The sequence below is a fragment of the Parafrankia elaeagni genome, from assembly GCF_000374165.1.
GTDB classification, from domain to species: domain Bacteria; phylum Actinomycetota; class Actinomycetes; order Frankiales; family Frankiaceae; genus Parafrankia; species Parafrankia elaeagni.
In genome coordinates this window covers 137856-153399 of the sequence record NZ_KB893772.1, presented here as the reverse complement: position 1 = coordinate 153399, position 15544 = coordinate 137856, and the positions used below count along the sequence as shown (strand labels likewise).

The window sequence follows — 15544 nt, the reverse complement described above, 5'->3', positions numbered from 1 at the left end:
GCGACTGCCACGGTCCGGTCTCGTGGTGACGGGCGGGCGCGGTCGGCAGTGTGCCGATATGGGGTTTTCCTAGGGGTTGTGGGTGAGTTGTGAGTACGGGTAAAGTTCTTCGTTTCGATCATGTCCGTGGCTATGGTTTCATCGCCCCGAGCGATGGCGGTGAGGACGTCTTCCTGCACGCGAACGACCTCCTCGTCGAGAAGAGTCTGGTGGTCCCGGGCGTGGTCATGGAGTTCGACGTCGAGGACAGCGACCGCGGCCGGAAGGCTTCGTCGGCCAGGATCCTGCGCAGCCCCGCGGCGGTGCCCGCGGGTGTCTCCTCGATCGGCGGGGCCGGCCCGGTGTCGGTACCGGCGCGGCCGGACGACGGCGGCGACGGGCTGTGTGACGTCCTGCCGCTGGACGAGTTCACGCAGGAGATCACCGAGGTGCTGCTGGCGACCGAGCCGGCGTTGACCGGCACGCAGATCCTGCATGTGCGCCGTCAGCTCGCGAGCGTGGCGCGCAAGTACGGCTGGGTCGAGAACTGACCGGAGCCGGTCCCGCCCGGCCTGGCCGCGGCGGGGCCGGCTCGGCCGTCCGCCGCGGTGGCCGCCGCTTCCGGCGGTAGGTTCAGGCGCGCCCGGTCTCGCTAACGTGGCGCCATGACCCTGCTGACCGGCGCGAAGGTGGTCACCCCCGGCGGCGTCCTCGACCCGGGTCGGGTGCTGGTCCGCGACGGGCTGATCGCGCAGGTGGGCCGCGGCGGCCTCGACCTCGACCTCGACCTCGACCTCGACCTCGACCTCGACCTCGGCCTCGACCCGGGCCGGGCGGAGTCGGCGGAGCGGGCGGAGCGCGTCGACCTGACAGGAGCCTGGCTGCTGCCCGGCTTCGTCGACCTGCACATGCACGGCGGTGGCGGGCACGATGTAGCCGCGTCGGCGGCGGACATGGCCGGGGCGGTCGCCTTCCACCAGGCCCACGGGACGACCCGCACCCTGGTCTCGCTGGTGACGGCGCCGGTGGCCCGGCTCGCCGAGCAGCTCGGCTGGGTCGCGGCGCTGACCGCGGCCGGGCCCGGGTCGGACGGCCAGGTCGTGGGGGCCCATCTGGAGGGTCCCTTCCTGGCGGCCGAGCGCCGCGGGGCCCAGCCCGCGGAGCATCTGCGCCGGCCCGACCGGGCGGTGTTCGCCGACCTCGAGGCCGCGGCCGCCGGCGCGCTGCGGGTCCTCACCGTCGCCCCGGAACTTCCCGGTGCCGCCGCGGTCGTCGCGGCCGCGCTCGAGGCGGGAGTGGTCGCCGCCGCCGGTCACACCGATGCCACCTACGCGCAGGCCGGCGCCGCCTTCGCCGCCGGGATCACGCTGACGACCCATGTCTTCAACGGCATGCGCCCGCTGCACCACCGGGAGCCCGGCACCGCCGGTGCGGCCCTCGACGCGGGGGTGGCCTGCGAGCTGATCAATGACGGGGTGCACGTGCACCCGGCGTTGCTGCGGCTCGTCGCCGCCGAACCGGAGCGGCTGGTGCTGGTCACCGACGCGGTGGACGCGGCCGGCGCCGGTGACGGGGAGTACGTGCTGGGCGGCCATCCGGTGCGGGTGCGCGACGGGCAGGCCCGGCTGGTCACCGGCGGTGCGCTCGCGGGCAGCACCCTGACGATGGACCAGGCGGTGCGCCGGGCCGTCGCCGCCGGCCTGCCGATCGAGGTGGCCGCCGCCGCCGCGGCGACGAACCCGGCGCGGGTGCTCGGCCTCGACGACCGGTGCGGGGCGATCGCCCCCGGCCTGGACGCCGACCTCGTCGTCCTCGACGCCGAGCTGGCCGTCACCGCTGTGATGGCACGCGGGCGCTGGGTCGGTGGGCGCGGGGCGCCCCGGTCCGGAGGTGGGTGACCCGCGCCCCCTGCCGGTGTCAGGGCTGGTCGCCGCTCCAGGGACGCCGAGGGTGATCCAACGGCGGGCGGAAGAGCGCCTCCTGGGCCAGGCTCGCGCCCAGCGCGCCGTCCCGCGCGTGGATGGTGCCCGTGTACCAGCCCCGGCCGCCCGCGATGGTGCGCGGGACATGGTCCATCAGCACCCAGTCATCCATCTGGATGTGCCGGTGGAACCAGACCGCGTGGTCCAGGCTGGAGCCCGAACGGGCGGTGGCGGAGTGGTACGGCGCCAGCCCCGCCACGCTGTCGGACAGGTAGGTCAGGATGACCGCGTGCAGCAGCGGGTCGTCGGGGAGCGCGGTGGTGCACCGTGCCCACAGCCGGGTCGGGAAGTCGACGCCGGGCGCGGGTGCGCGCTCCGCCCGCGCCTCGAAGGACACCGGCCGTGACAGCCTGACCTCGGTGAGGGTGTCCGGCGCGGCCAGCGGCGGCATCGGCTCGGCGGTGACGTCGACGCCCGGCTCGGGTACCTGGAACGACACCGACATGTTGAAGATCACCTTGCCGCCCTGGACGGCGACCACCCGGCGGGCGGAGAACGAGCGGCCGTCGCGGTCACGGTCCACCCGGAAGATCGTCGGCCGGGAGGCGTCGCCGAGGCGCAGGTAGTAGCCGTGCAGCGAGTGCGGCACCCGTCCCTCCGGGACGGTGAGCCCCGCCGCCAGCAGGGCCTGGGCCGCGACCTGCCCGCCGTACAGCGCGTACCGGTCGTCGAACACCACCCGGACCCGGAAGAGATCGCGGTCGATCTCCTCGAGGTCCATCAGGTCCAGCACCGTCGGCGCGGACGGGGTGACGCTCACCGGACGGGTGACGGCAGCAGGTCGCATCTTCCACCTTCGGGTCGGCCGGGCGCGGGTCACCCGGGCCCCGGGCCGGCCGGGTGCCCGGGAGCCCCGCCAACCCCGTGCGGCGGGAACGTCCCCGGTCGCGGCCCTGCGTGGAGCGGGCCACTGCTCCGGCATACTGCATCACGGCCGCCCGGCACCCGGCGTTGTGCCGCACCCCACCCTCTGCGTCAGCCGTCCCGGCGGGGATCGGCGGCCGGGGCGTCGCCGTGCGGGGAGAACCAGGCGTTCGCCGACCAGCAGCCCTCGGTCTTCTCCCGCTCACCCAGCGTGGGCACGTAGTTCTCGGGGGAGGCGTCCTGCTCACCTGAGGTCCGCTCCGGAGCCTGGCCCGATCGGGCCAGGCGCTCCGGGTCCGCGGGCGGGTCCGACGGCCGGTGCGTCCCGGATGGCCCGGCGGGCCCGGCCAGACTGCCGTACCCGTCGGGATCGAACAGCCCGTCCTCCGCCCGGCCGTAGGTACTCGCCGAGAACAGGGCCGGCCCGGCGCCGTCGGATCGGGCCGGGGGCCTCGGCCCGGGCGGACCGAGGCCGCTGTGCCGGGGCGACCCGGCCAGGACGTCCCCGCCCGCGGGGGGCGGTGAGGCCACGGTCCCCCGGGTGGGCAGGACGGCCGGCAGGACCGCGGGGAACACCCCGCGGGGGACGGCCAGCCCGTCCGGTGCCCCGGCGGTGCCGAGCCCGTCCGGCCCACCGAACTCGCCGGGCTCGACACCCTCGCGCAGGCCGAGGCGCTCGTGGAGGAGACGCAACGGCGTCGGCGCCCACCAGTTGTAGCGGCCGGCGAGGGCCATGAAGGCGGGGACCAGCACCGCGCGGATCACGGTCACGTCGAGGAGCACCGCCAGCGCGAGACCCAGCCCGACCATCTTGATGATGCTGATCTGGGACGTCGCGACGCCGATCATGACGACGATCAGGGCGAGCGCCGCGCAGGTCAGCAGCGGGCCGGTCGCGGCCAGGCCGCGGGCGACGGCGCGCCGGTTGCCGGCGCCGCGCAGGTGCTCCTCCCGGATGCGGGCCAGCAGGAAGATCTCGTAGTCCATGCTGAGCCCGAACGCGACGCAGAACATCAGGACCGGGCTGGTCAGCTCGACCGTCCCCGAGACCTGGAAGTGCCCGACCAGCGACTGCAGGTGCCCGTCCTGGAAGACGAGCACCATCACGCCCATCACCGCCGCCAGGTTCAGCGCGTTGAGCAGCAGCGCCTTCAGCGGCAGCAGCAGGCTGCCGGTGAACAGGAACAGCAGCACGAACGTCGCGGTCACCACCACGGCGATCGCGCCGGGCAGGCCGCGGATGACGGTCTCGCGGGTCTCCACCAGGTGCGGCGCGAGGCCGCCGATCTCGACCGGGTAGGGCGTCGGGACGGCGCGGATCAGGCCGACCGTGCGCTGCGTCGCCGTCGAGATCGGGTCCGGTTCGGTCGGCCACAGCGACAGCCAGGCACCACCGTGGGTGCCGACGAACTGCTGGCCGCCGGCCGGCGCCGGCGCGATCATCCGCCCGTCGGTGAAGCTGCCGGCCACGGTGTCGACCCGGGCGACGCCGGGGACGTCCGACAGGGCGGCGGCGTACCCGCCCAGCTGGGTCACGACGGCCGGCTCGCGGGCGTCGACCCCGGGGACCACGACCGGGATCTGGCAGGGCAGACAGACCGTGAAGTCGTCGCGCATCGCGTCGTTCACCACGTGCGAGTGGGCCGTCGTCGGCAGCACGGTGTCGTCGGCGAGGGCGACCCGCAGGCCGCCCAGCGGCAGCGCCATGACGACCATCAGCGCCACCGCCGCCCCGCCGAACAGCAGCGGGTGTGCCATCGCCCGGTGGGCGACCGCCGTCCACACCGCCCCCGGCTCGCGGCGCCGGCGGACACCGCCGCGGCGCCGGCCGAAACCGAGGCCGCGGCGGCGGCTCCGCTCGACCCGCTCGCCCAGCAGCATGATCGCCGCCGGGAGCACCAGCAGCGCGGCGAGCTCCGAGGTGACCACCACCGCGATGCCCGCGTACGCGTAGGACTTCAGGTAGGGCAGGGGGAACAGCAGCGCGCCGGTCAGCGACAGGGCCACCGTCAGCCCGGAGAACAGCACGGTGCGCCCGGCGGTGCGCAGACTGGTGTGCAGGGCGGCCTCCCGCTGCACCCCGGCCTCCCGCTCCTCACGGAACCTCCGGAGGATGAACAGGCAGTAGTCCACCGCCAGCGCGAACCCGAGCGCGGTGGTCAGGTTCAGCGAGAACACCGAGATGTGGGTCATCTCGGAGAGCAGCCGCAGCAGGGCGAGACTGGCGATGACCGCGCTGCCACCGACCACCACCGGCAGCAACGCCGCGGCCGTCCCGCCGAAGGCGAACAGCAGGACGCCGAGCACCAGCGGTGCGGTCACCAGCTCGGCCCGCTCCAGATCGGCGCGGCTCTGCTCGGTGACGTCCAGCATCACCGCCGGCGCCCCGCCGAACCGGACGGTGACCCCGGGCCCGTCGTGGGCGTAGCGGTCGTGCAGATCGGCCACATGGCGCGCGATCGCGTCCTCGGAGCCGGTCAGCCGGAACAGGACCAGGGCGCTGCGCCCGTCCTGGGAGCGCAGCAGGCCCGCCGGCGCGTCCGGCGACCAGTAGGAGGTCACCCCGCTGACCCCGGGCTCGCGCTGCAGCTGGCTGGTGAGGTTCTCACCGACCCGCCGCGCGGTCGGCCCCTCGATGGTGCCGGGTGCGGTGACCATGATGGCCACGTTCGGCGGGGCGCCGGGGAACTCGGCGTCCAGCAGCGCCTCGGCATGAGTGGCGGAGTCACCGGCGGCGTAGAAGCCTCCGGTCGAGAGCCGGTCGAAGACACCGCCGGCCCACGGCAGCAGACAGATGACCAGCAGCCCGGTGATGGTCAGGACCCGTCCCGGGCGGTTGACCGCCAGTCGGGCGAGCAGGGCGAACAGGCCGCCGCGCCCACCCGCCGCCGCGCTGGCGGGCCCACCCGCCCCGCCGGACCGCCCCGAGTTCCCCGCGTTCCCGGCGTTCCCGGCGCTGCCCGCGTTGCCGGAACCGGCGCTGCCCGCGTCGCCCGCGCTGCCGGAGGCCGCGCCACCCCCGCCACCCGCGTCGCCGACGGTGCCGCCGCCGCCCGAGCGCCTCGACCGACCGGTCCGGCCGGACCGGCCCGAGCTGCCGGGCTGGGCCGGTGTGCGCCCGGCCGGTTCGTGGCTCCGGTCCGTTCGGCGTGGCCCCGGGCGGGCGGCACCGGCCCGCGCACCAGGCCGGGACACACCCCGCCGCGCGGAGCCGGGACGGGCGGAACCGTGCACCGGATCCGGAGCAGGCACCGGCGTGGTGGCTGCCGGCAGGCCGGTGGCGAAGGCCGTCAGGGTCGCGGACGGCCGGACGCCGCCGGCGGGCAGCGCGGTGGCCGCCGGCAGCGCGGCGGCGGCGGGCGGCGGCGTGTGCGTGGTGAACGGCGGCGTGTGCACGGGGAACGGTGGCGGCGATGCCTCCGCTGCCGCGCCGACCGTTCCCGCGTGGGCGGGTGACCGGTGGCTGTCGGGGCGCCCCGTCGAGCCCCTGAACCGCCGCGTGACATCGACGGGAAATGACATGAGTTCAACGTAGAAGTGCAAAAGATTTGGTGTTACCCCCGGAGAGGGGTACCAAAGCCGCGAATACCTCTTTAATGTTCACGCCGATGGCGCCAGTACCGCGATGACGTCGTGAGTCACGCCAGTCGGTATCCGGAGGAGGGGGAGTTCGTCGTGGCAGACAAGTTCGAACGGCACAACAGCGGCGGATCGCCGTCGCATCGGGGGAGGTGTCCCCGGCCGCGGTACGGAGCCCAGCCGCACGGGGGTGGTACGGGGGAGCGGGCGGGCCGTCCGGACGATGCCCAGCGGGGCCAGGAGGCCGGCTCGGACAACACGGACCGGCCGCGCCCCGGCGCCCAGCCGCGCCGCGGCGGCCCCGGTCAGGCACCACCACCAGGCCAGGAGCAGGGAGCAGCCGGCGAGCCGGGCGGCGCGGGCAGCCCCGCGATCACCGGGCCGTTGGCCCTGCCGGCACCGGGGCCCGCGGCCACCGGCCCGGCCCGACGCCCCGTCGGGCGTTCGTTCTGCCCCAGGCCGAGCCGCCCCAGGTGAAGGACGTCCCGGGGCGGGAAAGGCGTTTGTCCTGCAGGTTACGGGCACCAGCGCCGTGTGAAAGACACCGGGTGCGGGCGAGAATCTCGCCCGCACCCGGTTTTTGTTTCGGGACCTGTTATGGCCGGCCTGCTGCCGTGCTCACGGCAGCAGGCTGGAGCGGCGCGCGACGTTGACCGCCGCGGTCCGGTTGTGCACGCCGAGCTTGTTCATGATGCTGCGCAGGTAGGCCTTCACCGTTTCCGGGCTGACCGCGAGACGGCGGGCCGTCTCGGCGTTGGACATGCCCTCCGCGACCAGCCGCAGGACGTCCAGCTCGCGCGGTGACAGGCCGAACGGCTGCGCGCGGGTGGGCGGCGCCGCGTCGGGGAACAGGTCCTCCAGCAGGTCGCGGACCGCGATGATCCGCTCCCGCAGTGCCTGGTCGCTGGTCTGGAAGGTCAGCTCCTCCAGTTCGGCGTCGACGCGGCACAGCGTCCGCAGCCGGGAGGCGCCCGGCGTCGCCGCGGCGGTGTCGGGCCGGGCGGCCATCGCGCGTTCGGCGAGCAGCGCCTCGAAGCGGCGCGCGACACCGAGCGCCGTCTCCACCGCGGCCGGCGGAACGGGGTTGTCCGCCCGCACACCGCAGTACAGCACCGCGTGCACGATGCCGCCGGCGCGCACCGGCACGGCGACGACCGAGGAGATGTCCTCGCCCAGGACGGCCCAGTCGCGCTGGTCCTCGGTATAGCGCGGGCGGGTGCCCGCGTCGATCACGACGGGGCGGCCCAGGGCCACGACCCGTCCGCCCACGCCGTGGCCCGGCGGCAGGGACATCCCGCGCAACGCGTTCGTGCGGTTCCCGTCAAGCGCGCTGATGGTCAGGTAGCGCGAGCGGGGATCGACCGATCCGCCGTAGGCCAGATCGGCGCCGGTACGGGCGCGCAGCCGGGTGACGGCCCGAGGCAGCATCGCCTCGACCGAGCAGCCATCGGTAGTGCCCGATGTCATCGTCTTCCTCTCGTCCGGGGGTCTCGCGGACTAAGAACGAAACAAAACGGAAAAGCAGGCAAAAGGTGTTGCTGGCCTGCCCGGTTTCCGCCGCCTGAAGCGGCCGGGGACGCAGGTGGGCCACGGAAACCGGTTCCGTGTCGAGGGGCCGGCGCAGCCGGGTCGGCGCGGCCCTTTACGACAGACAAATCTCCTTGCCGAGAAATGAGACTAGCAAGGGGATCTTCGTCCCGGCAATCGGCGCATTGTGCACCGTGGTGCCGAACGCGCGCAGTGAGGGTTGTGATCGGGCGGAGGTGTATGGGGTGGCCCGGACGCGCCCGCCCGGGCCGGCCGGTCGGCGAGGGCCGTCACGGTCGCCGTCGCCCCGGCCGTCACCCCGGCCGGGGTGGACCCGTCCGCCCCGGCCGGCGCGGCTCCGCGTCGACCGGCCGGGGCGGGGGTGGCGGTGATCCTGTGTTCGTTCTCCGTTGATACAGGACCGCGATGGCCGTCGCCAGGTGGGTGAATCCGCTATTGCGGCACGCGGTGGTTGTGAATCCGGTGTCTCTGGGATGGGAATGTCGGCGGTGGGAGGTGGGTAAATACCAGCCGGTGGCCTCCGCTGTCGGCCGCCGGTGCCGTTGCCGCCGTCACCCCTGGTCGTGGGTGGACGCCGGTGGGCGATGGGCGGCCCGGTCGGACCGGCGCCCGTGGGAAAGCCACACCGTCCGGTCGGCCCGTCTCCCGGCGTCGTTCGGTCACCGTGCCACACCGCACCGCGTTGGCGCCCTTTCCCGAACCTACGCGAGAGGGCTGGACCGAAAGTGCCGGTTGCGGGTCGGCCCGAACGGGTGTGAACACTTCGGTGCCATGCCCATTGTGCCTTTGCCGCCGCCCGCCTTTGCCGCGATACGGTTCGGCATCAGAGCTGGTCGACGGCGGTGACCCGCACGACGGCTGTTCCCGCCTCGTCCGAGGCGGCGAGGTCGACCTCGGCACTGATTCCCCAGTCGTGGTCACCCGCCGGATCGTCGAAGATCTGCCGCAGCGTCCACCGGTCCGCGGCGGTCGTGACGATGAGCAGACCCGGTCCGCGGGCGTCCGGCCCCGTCCCGATCTCGGTGTACAGCTCGAAGTAGGGCTCCAGCGCCTCCCGCCAGGCCTGCGCGTCGAAACCGGCCTCGGCGTCGAGTTCACCGAGCAGGTCGTAGCGGCGCAGCGCGGCCAGCTCCACCCGCCGGAACAGCGCGTTGCGTACCAGCACCCGGAACGCGCGGGTGTTCGCGGTGACTGCGGTGGTCCGCTCCACCAGCATGCCCGCGGCCCCCGGGCCACCGCCGGTGCCGGCTCCGTCGCCGGCTTCGGGATCGCGCAGCGCCTCCCACTCGTCGAGCAGGCTGGAGTCGACCTGGCGGACGAGCTCCCCGAGCCATTCGGTGAGGTCGACGAGCTCCTCGGTGCGTGCCTCCTCCGGCACCGTCTGGCGCAGCGCCTTGAACGCGTCGGCCAGGTAACGCAGCAGCAGGCCCTCCGAGCGGGCCAGCCCGTAGAAGTCGACGTACTCGGCGAAGGTCATCGCCCGTTCGAACATGTCGCGGGCCACCGACTTCGGCGCCAGCTCGTAGTCGTCGACCCAGGGGTGGCCGCGCCGGTAGGTGGCCAGGGCGGCGTGCAGCAGCTCGTCGAGCGGTTTGGGCCAGGTGACCTCCTCCAGCAGCTCCATGCGCCGGTCGTACTCGACACCGTCGGCCTTCATCGCGGCGACAGCCTCGCCGCGGGCGCGGAACTGCTGCGCGGACAGCACCTGCCGCGGGTTGTCCAGCGTCGACTCGAGCAGGCTGAGGACGTCCAGCGCGTAGGCGGGGGAGTCGCGGTCGAGCAGGTCGATGGCGGCCAGCGCGAACGGGGACAGCGGCTGGTTGAGCGCGAAGTCGAGCTGCAGGTCGACGGTGAGCCGCACCGAGCGGCCGGTCTCGTCCGGAGTGTCGAGCTTCTCGACCACCCCGGCGGCCAGCAGCGCCCGGTAGATCGCGATCGCGCGGTGGATGTGCCGGCGCTGCGCCGGGCGCGGCTCGTGGTTGTCGGTGAGCAGGTGGCGCATCGCGGTGAACGCGTCCCCGGGGCGGTTGACCACGTTGAGCAGCATCGAGTGGCTCACGGCGAACTGGGACACCAGCGGTTCCGGCTCGGCGCCGACCAGTCGTTCGAACGTGGGAACGCCCCAGGAGACGAACCCCTCCGGCGGCTTGCGGCGCACGACCTTGCGCCGCTTCTTCGGATCGTCACCGGCCTTCGCCAGCGCCTTCTCGTTCTCGACCACATGCTCGGGCGCCTGCACGACCACGTTGCCGACCGTGTCGAACCCCGCCCGGCCGGCCCGCCCGGCGATCTGGTGGAACTCCCGCGCGGTCAGGATCCGGGTGCGGGTCCCGTCGTACTTGGACAGCGCGGTGAACACGACCGTGCGGATCGGCACGTTGATGCCGACTCCGAGGGTGTCGGTGCCGCAGATCACCTTGAGCAGCCCCGCCTGCGCGAGCAGCTCCACCAGCCGGCGGTACTTGGGCAGCATCCCCGCGTGGTGCACCCCGATCCCGTGCCGGACCAGGCGCGACAACGTCCTGCCGAACCCGGAGGCGAACCGGAAGCCGCCGATCATCTGCGCGATCGCGTCCTTCTCCGCCCGGGTGGAGACGTTGATGCTCATCAGCGACTGCGCCCGCTCGAGCGCCGAGGCCTGGGTGAAGTGCACGACGTAGATCGGGGCCTGCCGCGTCTCGAGCAGCTCCTCGATCGTCTCGTGTAGCGGGGTGGTCACATAGCGGTGGAACAGCGGAACCGGTCGCTGCGCCGAACGCACGACGGCCGTCGGCCGCCCGGTGCGCCGGGTCAGGTCCTCCTCGAAACGGGTGACGTCGCCCAGCGTCGCCGACATGAGCAGGAACTGGGTGTGCGGCAGCTCGATGAGCGGCACCTGCCAGGCCCAGCCCCGGTCGGGGTCGGCGTAGTAGTGGAACTCGTCCATGACGACCTGGCCGACGTCCGCCGCGGCCCCGTCACGCAGCGCGATGTTCGCGAGGATCTCGGCCGTGCAGCAGATGATCGGCGCCCCCTCGTTGACGGAGGCGTCACCGGTCATCATCCCGACGCTGGCGGCGCCGAACACGGCGCACAGCGCGAAGAACTTCTCCGACACCAGCGCCTTGATCGGCGCGGTGTAGAAGGTGCGCCGGCCCCAGCCGAGTGCCGCGAAGTGCGCCCCGGTGGCCACCAGGCTCTTCCCGCTGCCGGTCGGCGTCGCCAGGATGACGTTCGAGCCGCTGACCACCTCGATGAGCGCCTCGGTCTGCGCGGGGTAGAGCTCCAGACCCTGATCCACCACCCAGGCGCCGAACGCGTCGAACAGGGCGTCGGCGTCCGCCTCCGGGTCCGGCCCGCCGGCGGGCAGACGCGCTGTCAGCGTCACCGGGGCTCCCGGGGCTCCCGGGGCTCCCGGGGTCGGGGCTGCCGGCTGCTGGGGCTGCGCTGCCGGTGGCTCGGCCGGTGGCTCGGCCTGGGGCCGGGGCTCACCGCGGGGACTGCTCGGTGGCGGGGTCTGGGGCTGGGTCCGGGGCTGGTACGTCATGGTGTCCTCGATCGTGCCGCACGCCGCCGCTGCGCGGGGCGCGGGGCGCCCACGGCGGTTCCTGGGTGGTGTCGTGACGGAGTCGTCACAGCTCCCGCGGCGCGGCACGGCGACCGCGGGTGAGCAGGGCAGGTGTGTGTCGGTGTGTTGTCCGTTGGTTCTGGCGTGAGGCGCCCGCCCCACCTACCGGGGTCCGCGGGCGGTCGGTGATGCCCGGTGTGCGGTTAGCGTCGGCGAGGTGGATGAGCTCCCTCTGCTCGTCGGGTCGGGTGACATCGCCCGTGCGCTGGGCGTGACCCGACAGGCTGTCGATCACCGTCTGCGCAGTGATCCGGCGGCGCCCGCGGCCGCGGGGGTCGTGAACCGGACGTCCGCCTGGAACGGGACCCGTATCTGGTGGCGCGAGGACATCGACCGGTGGCTGAACCTCGAGCCTGACCGGTGGCACCGCCTGCTGGCCTCGACCGCCCGAAGCGGGTGATCGGCGGTGAGCTGATCGTCTGATCGCCGGCCCGTTCCGGCACAAGATAGTCAACGCTGTTGACGGCCGCCCATGGTGAAATCTGATCTTGAACTGTCCCCTCCGTCCCAGGGCGGGCGCACTCTCACCCGCCCTGGGACGGACCGATCGGCACCTCCTCGGACGTCGTCAGCCGAGGGCACAGCCGCCCGAGCGCGACCGGCAGCTCGCCGACATGAACGACGCCAAGCCGGTTCGTCGGCCGGGTCAGCGCCACGTACAGGTCGCCGGCGCCCCGCGGGGACTCGGCCAGGATCCGTTCGGGCTCCACCACGATCACCGCGTCGAACTCCAGCCCCTTCGACTCCCGCACCGTGAGGACGACCACCGGCTGCTCCGGGTCGGGCCCCGCCGCCTCGTCGCCCGCCGCTCCGTCGCGGGACACGGTGCCGGGCACGCCACCGGTGAGCGCCCGCGCGAGGCCGGTCAGCTGGTCGCGGCGCGCCGTCGGCACGATCACCGCGAGCCGCCCGCCGCCGCAGGCGTTGTGCTCCTCGGCGACCAGGTCGGCGAGGCGGGCAGCCAGCTCCTGCTCGGTGACGGCGAGACGCCACGGTGCGTGGCCCGACCGGCGGACCGACCGCGGTGCCCGCAGCCCTCGGCCCTGCAGCGCCAGGACGTCTCCGGCGACCTCCATGATCTCGGCGCCGGTGCGGTAGTTCACGGTCAGCCGCTCGAGGACGAACCGCTGCCCGACATACGGGGCGAGGACCTGGTCCCACGAGGATGTCCCGGCCGCGTCGCCGGTCTGCGCGACATCGCCGACCAGCGTCATCGATCTGCTCGGACAGCGGCGCATCACCATCCGCCAGGCCATCGGCGACAGCTCCTGCGCCTCGTCGACGATCACATGGCCGAACGCCCAGCCGCGGTCGGCGGCCGCCCGCTCCGCGGTGGTACGGGCGTCGATCTCGGCGTGCCGCTCGCCGAAACGGTCGGCGTCGATGAGGTCGCTGGCCATCAGCAGCTCCCCGTCGGGATCCTCGGTGTCGCCGCGGGCGAGGATGTCGAGGACCCCACCGGCGTACTCGATGCGTTCCCGGCGTTCCAGCTGCGCCGACACCGCGGCGTCGATCGCCAGCCGGGGGTCGTCGCCGAGCAGTTCGGCGGCCTCGTCGAGCAGCGGGGCGTCGGTGGCGGTCCAGCTCTGGCCCGGCGGGCGCAGCAGCGCCGCCCGTTCGTCGCCGGCCAGCTCGGGGGCGGCGCGGCCCAGCGCGTCGGCGTCGGCGAACAGGTCGGTCAGCAGCGCCTGCGGGCTGAGCAGCGGCCACAGACTGTCGATCGCCTCGGCCAGCCGCGGGTCGGAGCTGAGGTCCCGGCGCAGGTCGGCGAGGTCGGCGGCGTCCAGCACCGGGCGTTCGGAGGCGGCCGCGGCCGCGGCGAGGGCGGTCTCCGACCAGTCGGCGCCCACGGCCGCGCTGTCGTTCTGGTGCTCGCGGGCGGCGTCCGTGTCCGGCCAGAGCATGAAGTCGTCGACGAAGTCCGGGATGTCGACCTCGTCGATGGACGCCTCGTAGCGGTCGGCGATCTGGCGGGTCAGCCCGGCGATGACCTCGCGGACGAACACCGGCCGGGCCAGGTTGTGCGGCCGGCCGGTGAGCCGCGCGGCGGCCCGCGCCGGCACGACGATCGTCTCGTCGAGACGCGCCACCCCGTCGGCCACGGTGATCTCCAGCGGCTGCTCCGGCAGCCGCTGGCGGTCACGCACCGCGGCACCGAGGACGTCCACCATGCTCGAACGCCCCTTGACCTCGGCGGCCAGGGTGCTCTCCGTGGAACGCCCGCGCACACCGGGGAACAGGTCGCCGATCGTCGACAGCAGCACGCCGGTCTCGCCGAGAGAGGGCAGCACCTGCTCGATGTAGCGCAGGAAGGCCGGGTTCGGCCCGATGATCAGCACGCCGCGGCGGGCGAGGTGTTCCCGGCGCGAGTACAGCAGGTAGGCGGCGCGGTGCAGCGCCACGGTGGTCTTGCCGGTACCCGGCCCTCCGTCGACGACGAGGACGCCGTCCTGGCCGGAGCGGATGATCCGGTCCTGCTCGGACTGGATCGTCGCGACGATGTCGCGCATCCGGCCGGTGCGCTGGGCGCCGAGGGTGGCCAGCAGGGTGGCCTCGCCGACCAGGGCGTCGCGGGGGACCTCTCCGGCCAGCGCGCCGCCGCCGCTGGTGCCGGCACCGCTGCCCCGGTCGCCTCCCTCCGCGCCGAGGCCGTCCAGGGTCAGCAGGCCGAGCACGCCGTCGCCGAGCGCTCCGGTGTCGAGGGTCTCGTCGTCGAGATGGGTCACCCGCCGACCGACGGTCCGGATGTGGCGGCGGCGGGCCACGCCGAGCGGGGTGGCGCCGGTCGCCAGGTAGAACGGGCGGGAGGCCGGGGCCCGCCAGTCGATGAGCAGGGGGTCGTAGCCGGTGTCCGGATCGAGCACACCCATCCGGCCGATGTAGCGGCGTTCCCCGTCGGCCATGTCGATCCGGCCGAACAGCAGCCGGTCGCGGACCGCGTCGAACCGCGCCACCTGGTCCGCGTGCCGGGCGGCGAGGGCGTCCCGGTCGGCACGCGCGCCGGGTTCGGGGTCGTCGCGCAGCAGCACCTGGGCGAGCTCGGCGGATGCGGTGGCACGCAGCTGGTCCAGCCGGTCGTGCAGCATGGTCAGGTACTGCTGCTCCCGCTCCTGCTCGCCGCCGCCGCCGTCCCCCGGCTGTGGGGCTCGGGGCTCGGGAGTGTCCGCTGACCCGGTGGGCACCGATTGCTTTGACAAACCCAGCCCTCTCATCTACCATCCAGCGTGGCGCTCGCTGTCTGGCCTGCCGCTGTATGGCCTGCCTTCGTCGGGCGGTGGCGGCGCGCCCTGCGAGTAGCCGCCATCCTAGCTCGCCAGCACTCACCCCTCTCCACCCCGTGATCAGCGTCCCGGGCCCGCCGCCCGGCCCGCAGGCCCGGGTGGCGAGGCACATCCGTGAGAGACCGCCCCGCCCACCGGACGAGGCGGGCTACCGGACGAGGCGGCGCAACGCGGCCTTGGCCAGCGGCGCGTAGGCGCGGATCACCGGCCCGGGCGCGGTGACCCGCAGCCAGGTGAGTGTCCCGCCGTCCAGGCAGGCGTCCACCCCGTGGTCGAGCTCCAGCCGCACAGCACCGACGCCGACCCGCCAGCTCCAGGTCCGCTCGACCTCATCCACCGCGGTGACGACGAACCGGGCCGCCGGCGGTACCAGCGCGCGGACCCGGCCGCGCAGCCCCGGCGCGATCCGCACCGCGGGCCGCGGCGCCGTGACACCCCGCTCCAGGGTTTCCCACGCGGCGGGCAGCGGGGGAGAGACCGCGGGGCCGATGCCCCGCGGGCCCCCGGCCCGCTCCGGCAGACACCAGGCCTCGGCAGGGATGCCGTCCAGGACGACGGCGTGGATCTGCGGGGCCCAACTGGGCCACACCGCCGGCACGGCGTACCGCTCCCAGCACACCTGCGGTGGCGCCGGCCCGGACACATCCAGGAACACCACACTCACACTGACCCACGGTAGGCCGGGCCGGCCGATTCTTCACCCG

Annotated in this window: 9 protein-coding genes; 3 read left to right on the top strand and 6 right to left on the bottom strand. The window is 74.1% G+C overall.

The genetic code is table 11. From position 1 onward, the window contains the following. The first annotated feature begins 89 nt into the window (after window positions 1-89). Window positions 90-530, top strand: a complete 441-nt coding sequence (locus B207_RS0128515; RefSeq protein ID WP_018640111.1) for a cold-shock protein — start codon at window positions 90-92, stop codon at window positions 528-530. 114 nt (window positions 531-644) lie between these two features. Next, the gene (nagA, locus tag B207_RS0128510; protein WP_018640110.1) at window positions 645-1877 is read left to right on the top strand and encodes an N-acetylglucosamine-6-phosphate deacetylase; all 1233 of its coding nucleotides are present in this window, start codon (window positions 645-647) and stop codon (window positions 1875-1877) included. A 19-nt stretch (window positions 1878-1896) separates the two neighbouring features. Here the strand turns inward: nagA and B207_RS36100 are convergent, their stop codons facing one another. The 4 genes from B207_RS36100 to B207_RS0128490 form a co-directional block, all read right to left on the bottom strand. Then, a complete protein-coding gene (locus B207_RS36100; protein WP_035742669.1) occupies window positions 1897-2748 on the bottom strand; it encodes an acyl-CoA thioesterase in 852 nt (283 codons plus the stop codon). Window positions 2749-2936: 188 nt separating this feature from the next. Then, complete coding sequence (locus B207_RS0128500) at window positions 2937-6347, bottom strand: MMPL family transporter (RefSeq protein ID WP_084692363.1); 3411 nt, start codon at window positions 6345-6347, stop codon at window positions 2937-2939. Window positions 6348-7022: 675 nt separating this feature from the next. Then, window positions 7023-7871 carry a helix-turn-helix transcriptional regulator gene (locus tag B207_RS0128495; protein ID WP_018640107.1) on the bottom strand — a complete coding sequence of 283 codons (849 nt, stop codon included), beginning with the start codon at window positions 7869-7871 and terminating at the stop codon, window positions 7023-7025. 904 nt (window positions 7872-8775) lie between these two features. Then, complete coding sequence (locus tag B207_RS0128490; RefSeq protein WP_018640106.1) at window positions 8776-11319, bottom strand: DEAD/DEAH box helicase; 2544 nt, start codon at window positions 11317-11319, stop codon at window positions 8776-8778. Window positions 11320-11716: 397 nt separating this feature from the next. Here B207_RS0128490 and B207_RS0128485 point away from each other — a divergent pair, with 397 nt between their 5' ends. Beyond that, a complete protein-coding gene (locus B207_RS0128485) occupies window positions 11717-11959 on the top strand; it encodes a hypothetical protein (protein ID WP_018640105.1) in 243 nt (80 codons plus the stop codon). Between the two features lie 124 nt (window positions 11960-12083). Here the strand turns inward: B207_RS0128485 and B207_RS36095 are convergent, their stop codons facing one another. Beyond that, on the bottom strand, window positions 12084-14741 hold the full coding sequence (locus B207_RS36095; protein WP_018640104.1) for a HelD family protein: 2658 nt from the start codon (window positions 14739-14741) through the stop codon (window positions 12084-12086). A 247-nt stretch (window positions 14742-14988) separates the two neighbouring features. After that, window positions 14989-15504 (bottom strand): SRPBCC family protein, encoded by a 516-nt coding sequence (locus B207_RS0128475; protein WP_230205285.1) that lies wholly within the window; start codon window positions 15502-15504, stop codon window positions 14989-14991. Window positions 15505-15544: the final 40 nt, after the last annotated feature.

Bases quoted from the DNA above. Each gene is read 5' to 3' on its own strand.
- nagA (WP_018640110.1), top strand. From the start codon at position 645: ATGACCCTGCTGACCGGCGCGAAGGTGGTCACCCCCGGCGGCGTCCTC.
- B207_RS36100 (WP_035742669.1), bottom strand. From the start codon at position 2,748: ATGCGACCTGCTGCCGTCACCCGTCCGGTGAGCGTCACCCCGTCCGCG.
- B207_RS0128500 (WP_084692363.1), bottom strand. From the start codon at position 6,347: ATGTCATTTCCCGTCGATGTCACGCGGCGGTTCAGGGGCTCGACGGGG.
- B207_RS0128495 (WP_018640107.1), bottom strand. From the start codon at position 7,871: ATGACATCGGGCACTACCGATGGCTGCTCGGTCGAGGCGATGCTGCCT.